We start from the raw sequence: 8617 nt of genomic DNA, 5'->3' as shown, positions 1-8617 counted from the left end.
AGAAGGAGGATTCTCTGTGACCCATCTACGTCAGATCATGCTGGAAGAGTTGGAGCGCCGCAACTACGCTTCGTCTACTATTCGCGCTTACATCCGCACCGTTGAGCATTTCGCCCAGCACTTCCGTTGTTCGCCGGACAGGCTTGGCCCCGATCACATTCGGCAGTACCAGGCTGCGATGTTCCGCACCTGGAAGCTGGCCCCGAACACGGTCACGCAACGGCTCGCCGCGTTGCGCTTTCTGTATATCCAGGTGTTGAAGCGAGGCTGGAGCGTCGCCGAGACACCCTATCCGAAGAAGGAACTGCATCTGCCGCAGATCCTCAGTCAGGCGGAAGTAACGCGTCTGATCGATGCGACCGAGACGCCCTTTCAGCGCATCCTGGTCATGACGCTCTATGCCACGGGCGCACGCCGGGCCGAAGTGGCTCGATTGAAGATCAGCGACATCGACAGCGAGCGGATGGTGGTCCACATCCGCGGCGGCAAGGGACGCAAGGACCGCGACGTGATGCTGAGTCCCGCCTTGCTCGAAGCGCTGCGCACTTACTGGCGAGGACTCCGGCGCAAGCCGGCAGTATGGCTGTTTCCCGGGAACCGGTGGCATACGTCCAGCCGTCCGGTCACCACCAAGGTGCTCTGGACGGCGTGCCGGCAGGCTGCGCTCCGCGCGGGTCTTGAGCATAAGCACATCCATCCGCACACCCTGCGGCACTGCTTTGCGACACATCTGCTTGAGGCTGGAGCCGATCTGCGCACGATCCAGGTTCTGCTCGGGCATCGCGATCTCGAAGAGACCACGATCTATCTGCACCTTTCCAGCAAGCACTTGAGCGCAACCTCCAGTCCGCTCGACATGCTTCGGCTGGCCATACCGGGAGAAGCGGTACGCAACGCATAAGCCGCTCTCCGCTGGAGATGGCCGACATCATCCGCTACGCCGGGCCAGGCTTCCGGGAACGCAGTCATCGCTGGATCAACGGACAGCACCTGAAGGTGCTCGATGCGATCACGCGCTGCCGCACCGCCTCTCTCGGCGGTCACCGCGATCGATGCACCGGCTGCAGCAACACCGCCATCTCCTATAACTCGTGCCGCAACCGGCACTGCCCGAAGTGCCAGGGCAACGCCCGCATCCGCTGGCTCCAGCAGCGCGAACGCGAACTGCTGCCCACGCGCTACGTCCATGCCGTGTTCACGCTGCCGCGCGAACTGGCTCCGCTGGCGCTCCAGAACAAGGGGCTGATTTACGGCCTGCTGTTCCGAGCCAGTGCCGCCACTCTGCTTGAGGTCGCACGCGGTCCTCGACACCTTGGCGCGGAGATCGGCTTCTTCAGCGTGCTCCATACCTGGGACCAGCGATTGCAGCATCATCCGCACGTTCACTGCGTGATCGCCGCCGGCGGTCTCGCACCCGATCACTCCGAGTGGATCTCTTCACGCCGCACCTTCTTCCTTCCAGTCAAGGTGCTCGGACGCGTCTTCCGCGCCAAGTTCATCGCCGGTCTCAAGACTGCATTCCGAGAAGGCAAGCTCGAGTTCCACGGCCACCTCGCATCGCTCGTCGAGCCCCGCAGCTTCGCCGCCTGGCTCCGAGCCCTGTTCCGTCACGACTGGGTCGTCTACTCCAAGCGACCTTTCGGCGGACCGGAACATGCCCTGCGCTACCTCGGCGCTTACACCCATCGCGTTGGCATCGCCAACAGCAGGCTGGTCTCACTGGTCGACGGCAAGGTCAGCTTCCGCTGGCGAGACTCCGCTCATGGCAACAAGAAGCGCGTCATGAGCCTGCCGGTCGACGAGTTCCTGCGCCGCTTCCTTCTGCACCTGCTCCCACCAGGCCTCGTCCGCATCCGCAACTTCGGTTTCCTCGCCAACCGGCAACGCGCCACGTTGCTGCCGCTCTGCTTCAGACTGCTTGGCAGTCCACCCGATCGATCAACCCCGGCTCCTCAACAACCTGCACGGTCGGCAGATCTTCCCAAGTGCACGCTCTGCGGCGCAACCATGCAGGTCATCGAACGGCTCACAGCGGCGCAGTTGCTGCCTCGCTCTCCACCCTGTGTACAAGAGCGTGCCGCATGAACCTCCAACTCCAGCCTCGCTCCAACCTCATGCTGGCGCGTGCATACCCGGCTTGCGTCTTCAGCGACTCACGCAGCTTCCGTCTGCTCTTGTCCGCATGCTCAGCCGTCATGCTGAAGTCCGTCTGCTGCTACCAACGCCGGGTCACAGCACCCTCTACACACGACAGCCCACCGTCCCCAGACTGCCAGAACCAGCCCAAACGCATTCAACTCCCATAGATCAGCAGCCCCGGACAAAGCGGCTTCCTTCAAGTCGCTGTATGCGAACCGCCCTCAAAGGCGGTGCCGCTTCACGCGTCTAAAATGGGCGGTCCACATACAGCACTAAGACTTATGAGGACTTACCACAAGAAAGGGTTCGTTCAGCGACGCCAATCCTAAAGCTGCTCTTCCTCGTCAGCGAGAAGGTTGCTCACTCTCACGATGGTCTCAACCTGTTGCTTGCTGAGCCGCGAAAGCAGATTACGCCGGACTGATTCTGCGTGGACCGGCCGCGCTGCATCGAGTTTTGCCCTGCCTTGTTTCGTCAGAACGATGAAGACAACTCGCGCCTCGGCTTCACGTCGCACAATCAGCTCTCGGTTTTGCATGCGCGTCAGATGATGTGAGAGGCGGCTTTTGTCCCAGCCGAGCGACTCGGCTAGCGTCTGCTGTCGCATCTCGCCCTGACCTTGATCGGCCAGCCGAGACAGAACTCCGAAGTCCGGCCCTGAAAGACCGGTGCCTGCGGTGATGTCGCGTCCTACTCTCTCCATCACGTCTTCACCCATCAACTTGAATGCGTGCCAGATGCGAAGCTCCTGTGGTGAAAGCGGTTTCGTGGACATAGTGACAGGCTAGCAGTGAATGGGTTGACATGGCAACCTAAACTAACTAACTTGGTTGACATGACAACTAAAGGCCATGGAACAGTTGCACTAGTTACCGGGGCGAACAAAGGGATCGGCAAAGCCATCGCCAAAGGGCTGGCGCAGAAAGGATTTACTGTCTTTCTCGGAGCGCGTGATTCTGAAAAGGGCATAGCCGCTGCTGCCGAACTAAAGGCCGAGGGGGACGTGCGTTTTGTTCAACTGGAGGTGACCCACTTGGCGTCTGTGCTTAGCGCGAAGCAATTCATTGAATCGGAGATAGGCCGCTTGGATGTGCTGGTGAATAACGCTGGGATTGGTGCCGCACCCGGTTCGAGGTTCAACACTCCCGAAGAAGAGATCGCAGAAAATATGCGTGCCGTCTACGAGACGAATGTCTTTGCCGTCGTAACGGTCACGAATGCTTTTCTTCCGCTGCTTCTCCAATCCGATGCGGGGCGCATCGTGAACGTGACGAGCAAGCGCGGATCGCTCGGCGAGGAGGGTGCGTGGGTTGGCCGCCCGAACATGGCATACTCCAGTTCGAAAACAGCACTGAACGCCATCACAGTCCATTACGCTCGCAGCCTTGCGGAGACTCACGTCAAGGTGAATGGGGCGGCACCCGGCCACGTCGCCACGGACTTCAACGGCTTTCGTGGAACGCGAACGCCAGAGCATGGAGCCGAGGTCGCAATTCGATTGGCACAGTTGGATATTAATGGGCCAACAGGTGTTGTTTTTGAGGATGAACACCAATTATCTTGGTAGATCGGCCAAGATAGGTACCGATAAACGCTCTTTTCGTCAGTATTGCGGAACCGGATGCATGCGGCCCAATGCGCGTGTTTGTTGGAGGTCCCTTCGCCTCACGGCACAAAGAACCCACCAAGCAAACAAGAATGACTAGCTCGCGAGTCGCTCAGGATGATCCGATCTCGTAAAACGACGCAAATCTGCTGTAGGGATCAAGACGCGGCTGCCTATTCGCCGCGTAGTCAGTTGCTTGTGAGCGACGAGGTAATCAAGCGCACGCTCGCTAATGGACAACATCTGCGCTGCTTCACCTCTTCCGACGAGCAGTTTCTCGTCAGTGTTGACGTGTGCGCGTTGCGGTTTCTTTTTGGGGGGCAAGGATTCGAAACTCACGGGCATTCTCCTTTGGCGGATGACCGCAGGCGCGTAGCGACTGGGTTGCACCAGATTGAATCGAAGCGCATGTCGCGTCCAATACTTCTTAGGCATCAGGTGATGCCTCCCAACTATCACTTGCCTTCCCACCCCCGCCGTTTGCGGAGAATCAAGATAGGCAACATCAAAATGCCAGTCGAACATCCAACCATTTCTGTACTTGGTTGGGCCATCTTCGCCAGTGGAGATTCAGGGCATGGACGACTTCGCAGAATTCCGGCATTTCAAGTATCTCCTCGCGGTCGCTGAGCATAAGGGCTTTCGCGCTGCCGCAGAAGCTCTAAATACCACTCAGCCCTCTCTCAGTCGCCAGATCAAGGAATTCCAAGAGCACTACAACCTCCGACTGTTTCGACCCACGAAGGGCCGGAATGTAGAGTTGACGCCAGCCGGCGAGGCTCTCTTGGTGATTGCGAAAGATGTCCTTGAAGTTCGCGACCAGGCTCTGGCGGCGCTGGAAGCGATTCAAAGCGGTGAAGCCCAGGTCTTGAGGATAGGCTGCGCTCCCTTTGTCGACAAAGAAGTTTGCAAGAAGGCTACCGACCTTCAAAAGGCGCTGATTCCGGCGGCCTCTATTCATGTTTCGACGGGTGATACCAGTACGCTGCTGTCCGACCTAAAGAACGATGTTCTGGACGCTGTCGTTGTGAGTCTCCCCGTCGAGGATGAGGACTTGAGAGTGGAGATCATCAAGCAAGAACGGCTTGTTGTGTGTCTCCCTGTCGATCACCCGCTCAGTAGAAAGCCCGCGCTATCAGCTGAAGACTTGACCTCCAACCTCACGGTTTTTCGTCATCCAATTCAGCATCCAGAGGCCCACGCCAGGTTAGTCGAATTGCTCTCAGAACTTGGAGTGCAGTTCGAAGAGCATTCGCACACGTCTCATCCGCACGAGATGCAAGAGGTGGTGAAAAGCGGCTCAGGCTTTGCACTGATCCGAGAAGGAACAGTGATGCTGGAAGGATTGACGACTCGACCCATCATTGGGGTGGACTGGACGGTCGATACAGCCTTCGTATACCGCGCTAGTCCGAAGGCTAGAATCATCCCGATCATTGGTAAGAACCTGCGAAAGCAGTTTTCGAGAATGGCTAGGATGTTGGGCAGAAAGAAAGAGCCACAAAGCGTCCGTCCAGACGAGCAAAATGGGCAGATGAAATTGCTTGGATAGCCGCGCTGATATTGGACCGATGCGAATGCGATATCCGGGAGGCATCACCTGATGCCTAAGAAGTATTAGACGAGCGGGCAACTTGCGTCCTAATGTCTCGGCATACCACGACTGCTTCACAGTCGCAGGAGGTGCCGATGTTCCGCAGTATTCGTGTCATCATTCCAAGCCAAACAGTACAGGCCGTCCGCAGTTGGGTTCGGTCTCGTCTCCTCTTCATCGGCGTGTTGCTGCTACTGCCTGTGGCAGCACACGCTCAATCGTCCCCATTTGATAGCGGCTTCACCAACCTGCAGACCCTCTTCACCGGAACGATTGCAAAGGCGGCAAGCCTCATCGCAATCGTGATCGGAGGCTACGGCTTCGCTCATGGCGAGCCCGGAGCCAAGAAGGCACTTGCGGGTGTCGCAGCCGGTACGGGCATTGCCGTCATGGCGGCGAACGTCCTGAGTTGGCTTTGGGGCGCGTAACCCACTGCGTCATCCCTAACCACAATCCACCAATCCATTCCACCTTGCGAGGGGCTTATGTCGGAACAACCGAACCGGAAGCGGCGCACAAATCGCGTATTCAAAAGCTTGCATAAGCCCCTTACATACCTTGGAGTGGAGCGCACACTCTTTTACTTCGTCTGTGTCGGAGCAGTTGGAGCATTCAATCTCTTCAACAGCATCCTCGCCGGCCTCGGGGTCTTCATCGCCGGTTTCATCTTCGGCCATTGGGTCACGAGCAGCGACCCGGCCTTCCTTCGCATTCTTGCCAAGTCTGAGCGCTACAAGCTCCGGTACGACGCTGCGAAGCAGCTCGTCCCGCGTGTGGAGGTCCGCTAATGCTGCGATTGGACCGAGTCATCAAGCCATGGAAAGAGAGCGCCGCTCTCAACGACCACATCAACCTTTACGGGTTCTGGAACGACACTACGTTTTTGACCAAATCGGGAGACCTGGGAATTGTCCTGCAGATTCAAGGGGTCGATTATGAAAGCCTCGATAGCGTCGAGCAGGAATATGCTGTCAAGCGTCTTGAGGCAGCGCTCAAAGCCTTCGGGGCAGGTTTCCACGTCTATCAATACCTCTTCAAATCGAACCGACCCGACATTCCTTTCGCTAGCTACGGGGACTCCGTTGTTGAAGCCGCTATCGACCAGCGCCGTCGGTTCTTTGAGTCCAAGCGCGATGACCTTTACGAGATTGAAATCTTCTATGTAGTGATGCTCGAAGGGACACGGTCCAAACGCGGCGTTGGCACGGCTATCGGACGCTTCTTCCGCGATCCAGCAGGTGCAATCGAGGAACTACGCGCTCAGTTCACGAACAACAGCATGAAAAGTTTGCTGAAGTCTCAGATCGAAGCCGACCTTGCACGACTTGACCAGAGAGTGCAGGCGTTCAATCGGCAGCTTGCTGACTTCGTTTCGATTTCAGTCTTGGATAAAGCATCACAGTTCACCTTCTTGCGTCGCCTACTCAACTATGACGATTGGCGGATTGCGGGCAAGCCCCAAAGCACGCAGTTCTTGGACTATCAGGTCGTCAACTCAAACATAGAGGCCGAACGAGATCACTTGCGAGTTGGAGAGCACTTTGTCCGTGTGCTCACGATGAAGGAAGCGATCACCGAGACGGGGCCCTTGGTGCTGGATTCTCTACTGAAGATCCCGGCTAGCTTCATGGTTTGTACCGAATGGACACCCCTGCCAACAGACAAGGCCCGCAAAGAAGTGAACAAACGTCGCCGTCACTTCAATATGTCGAAGACAGGTTTCGTTTCGCAGATGGGCAACGACGCCAGCAAGACCAATCCCCGCGATGTTCTGGTTGATGAGTCCAAGCAGGCAGATATCGAAAATCTCGGAGACTGCCTTCGGGTGCTTGGAGATGGACAGTCGCTCGGCGACTTCTCTCTCTCAATCGTCCTGCACGGCGAGTCGAAGCGCGACTTGGATCAGCTTGCCGGGGAGTTCACGAGCGTCTTCACCAAAGCGGACGGCAATCTCTTCACTGAGACCTACAACCAACTCAACGCCTACTTCGCCACGGTCCCAGGTAATCACGCGCTGAATCTTCGAAAGCTCTACCTGCTCAACAGCAACTATGCAGACCTCAGCTTCCTCTTCACGATCCTACCGGGCGAAAAGCGTAACGCTCACCTCGGCACGGAGTACCTTGCCGTCCTCGAAACCGAGAACAGCACACCCTACTTCCTCAATCTCCATAACGGCGAAGTGGCGCACACTCTGATTCTCGGGATGACAGGCAGCGGCAAAAGTTATTTCTGCAATTTCTTGTTGCAGAACGCTCAGAAGTACGCGCCCCTCACTTTCATCTTCGATATCGGCGGCAGCTTCCAGTCCCTCACAACAATCTTCGGCGGTTCCTACCTAAACGTCGGACAGGACACGCGAGACTTCACCATCAACCCGTTTTCGCTCGCTCCTACCAAGGAGAATCTGCAGTTCCTCTTTAGCTTCTTTCGGGTGTTGATCGAAGGGACGGAGCAGCGTTATCGCCTCGACTTCAAAGAGGAGCGCAAGCTCTGGGACGCCATCGAGCGCGTTTATGTTCTGGAGCCGGGACAGCGCACCATTTCCAGCTTCGTGAACATCATCGGGGAGTTGAAGGAACGCCTGCATCGGTGGACGGCAGGAGGACAGTATGGGTTCGTCTTCGACAATCCCGAAGACACCCTATCGTTCAGCTGTTTTCAAACATTCAACTTCGCCGGCTGGGGCGATGCTCCCGAAGTATTGGAACCGCTTTTGTTCTATGTCCTTCACCGGGCGTCGAATGAGATCGCCAGCCCTCAGAAGCTCGCCACCTTCAAAATGTTTCTGCTGGACGAGGCATGGCTCTTCATCAAGAACGAGACAGTACGCACCTACATTGTTCAAGCACAGAAGACCTGGCGCAAACATAATGCGGCGATGATTCTGGCAACTCAGTCCATCAAGGAACTCGAAGAGTCGGGCATGTTGCAAATTGTCTCCGAAAGCTGCCCAACGAAGATTTTCTTGGCAAACCCCGAGATGGATCGCGATTTGTACCGCGAAGCGTTCCACCTGAACGATACCGAGCTGGAACTGATTGCTGGTCTCGTGCCTCCCGGACAGATGCTCATCCGCAAGGCGCAGTCGAGTAAGAAGGTGCAGTTGAACGTGGATTCCGTCTCCCATTGGACCGCGACCAACAACGCCCGCGACAACCTCAGAAAACGCGAATACTTCGAGCGATACGGAATCGCCGACGGTTTACGAAGGCTTGCAGAAGATCACCCATTTCGACCACGCACAATGGCCGTTTCCTCCACCACCAACCGCTAAG

General features: G+C 56.9%; 8 protein-coding genes. 7 read left to right on the top strand and 1 reads right to left on the bottom strand.

Features of this window, described 5'->3' with window-relative positions:
* Together GSQ81_RS03465 and GSQ81_RS03460 are read left to right on the top strand one after the other, a co-directional pair.
* A partial coding sequence (locus tag GSQ81_RS03465; protein WP_216846373.1) for a site-specific integrase occupies positions 1–901 on the top strand: 901 nt, incomplete at its 5' end.
* Positions 898–2085 carry an IS91 family transposase gene (locus tag GSQ81_RS03460; RefSeq protein ID WP_158909896.1) on the top strand — a complete coding sequence of 396 codons (1188 nt, stop codon included), beginning with the start codon at positions 898–900 and terminating at the stop codon, positions 2083–2085. The genes GSQ81_RS03465 and GSQ81_RS03460, both read left to right, overlap by 4 nt.
* A 379-nt stretch (positions 2086–2464) precedes the next feature.
* Here the strand turns inward: GSQ81_RS03460 and GSQ81_RS03455 are convergent, their stop codons facing one another.
* On the bottom strand, positions 2465–2914 hold the full coding sequence (locus GSQ81_RS03455; protein ID WP_158909305.1) for a MarR family winged helix-turn-helix transcriptional regulator: 450 nt from the start codon (positions 2912–2914) through the stop codon (positions 2465–2467).
* A 60-nt stretch (positions 2915–2974) separates the two neighbouring features.
* Here GSQ81_RS03455 and GSQ81_RS03450 point away from each other — a divergent pair, with 60 nt between their 5' ends.
* The 5 genes from GSQ81_RS03450 (at position 2975) to GSQ81_RS03430 (ending at position 8616) form a co-directional block, all read left to right on the top strand.
* Entirely contained in the window at positions 2975–3706 is a 732-nt protein-coding gene (locus tag GSQ81_RS03450) for an SDR family oxidoreductase (RefSeq protein WP_158909304.1), read from the top strand.
* A 616-nt stretch (positions 3707–4322) separates the two neighbouring features.
* On the top strand, positions 4323–5297 hold the full coding sequence (locus GSQ81_RS03445; protein ID WP_158909303.1) for a LysR family transcriptional regulator: 975 nt from the start codon (positions 4323–4325) through the stop codon (positions 5295–5297).
* A 137-nt stretch (positions 5298–5434) separates the two neighbouring features.
* Complete coding sequence (locus GSQ81_RS03440; RefSeq protein ID WP_158909302.1) at positions 5435–5767, top strand: TrbC/VirB2 family protein; 333 nt, start codon at positions 5435–5437, stop codon at positions 5765–5767.
* 57 nt (positions 5768–5824) lie between these two features.
* Positions 5825–6127, top strand: coding sequence for a VirB3 family type IV secretion system protein (locus GSQ81_RS03435; RefSeq protein WP_158793602.1), 303 nt, complete (start codon positions 5825–5827; stop codon positions 6125–6127).
* A complete protein-coding gene (locus tag GSQ81_RS03430; protein WP_158909300.1) occupies positions 6127–8616 on the top strand; it encodes a VirB4 family type IV secretion system protein in 2490 nt (829 codons plus the stop codon). The genes GSQ81_RS03435 and GSQ81_RS03430 overlap by 1 nt, the downstream gene beginning before the upstream one ends.
* Position 8617 lies beyond the last annotated feature (1 nt).

The organism is Granulicella sp. L56 (assembly GCF_009765835.1).
Taxonomy (GTDB): Bacteria; Acidobacteriota; Terriglobia; order Terriglobales; family Acidobacteriaceae; genus Edaphobacter.
The sequence above is the reverse complement of the archived record's forward strand: the minus strand, read 5'-3'. Positions and strand labels throughout refer to the sequence as shown.

Bases quoted from the DNA above. Each gene is read 5' to 3' on its own strand.
- GSQ81_RS03440 (WP_158909302.1), top strand. From the start codon at position 5,435: ATGTTCCGCAGTATTCGTGTCATCATTCCAAGCCAAACAGTACAGGCC.
- GSQ81_RS03445 (WP_158909303.1), top strand. From the start codon at position 4,323: ATGGACGACTTCGCAGAATTCCGGCATTTCAAGTATCTCCTCGCGGTC.
- GSQ81_RS03435 (WP_158793602.1), top strand. From the start codon at position 5,825: ATGTCGGAACAACCGAACCGGAAGCGGCGCACAAATCGCGTATTCAAA.
- GSQ81_RS03450 (WP_158909304.1), top strand. From the start codon at position 2,975: ATGACAACTAAAGGCCATGGAACAGTTGCACTAGTTACCGGGGCGAAC.
- GSQ81_RS03455 (WP_158909305.1), bottom strand. From the start codon at position 2,914: ATGTCCACGAAACCGCTTTCACCACAGGAGCTTCGCATCTGGCACGCA.
- GSQ81_RS03430 (WP_158909300.1), top strand. From the start codon at position 6,127: ATGCTGCGATTGGACCGAGTCATCAAGCCATGGAAAGAGAGCGCCGCT.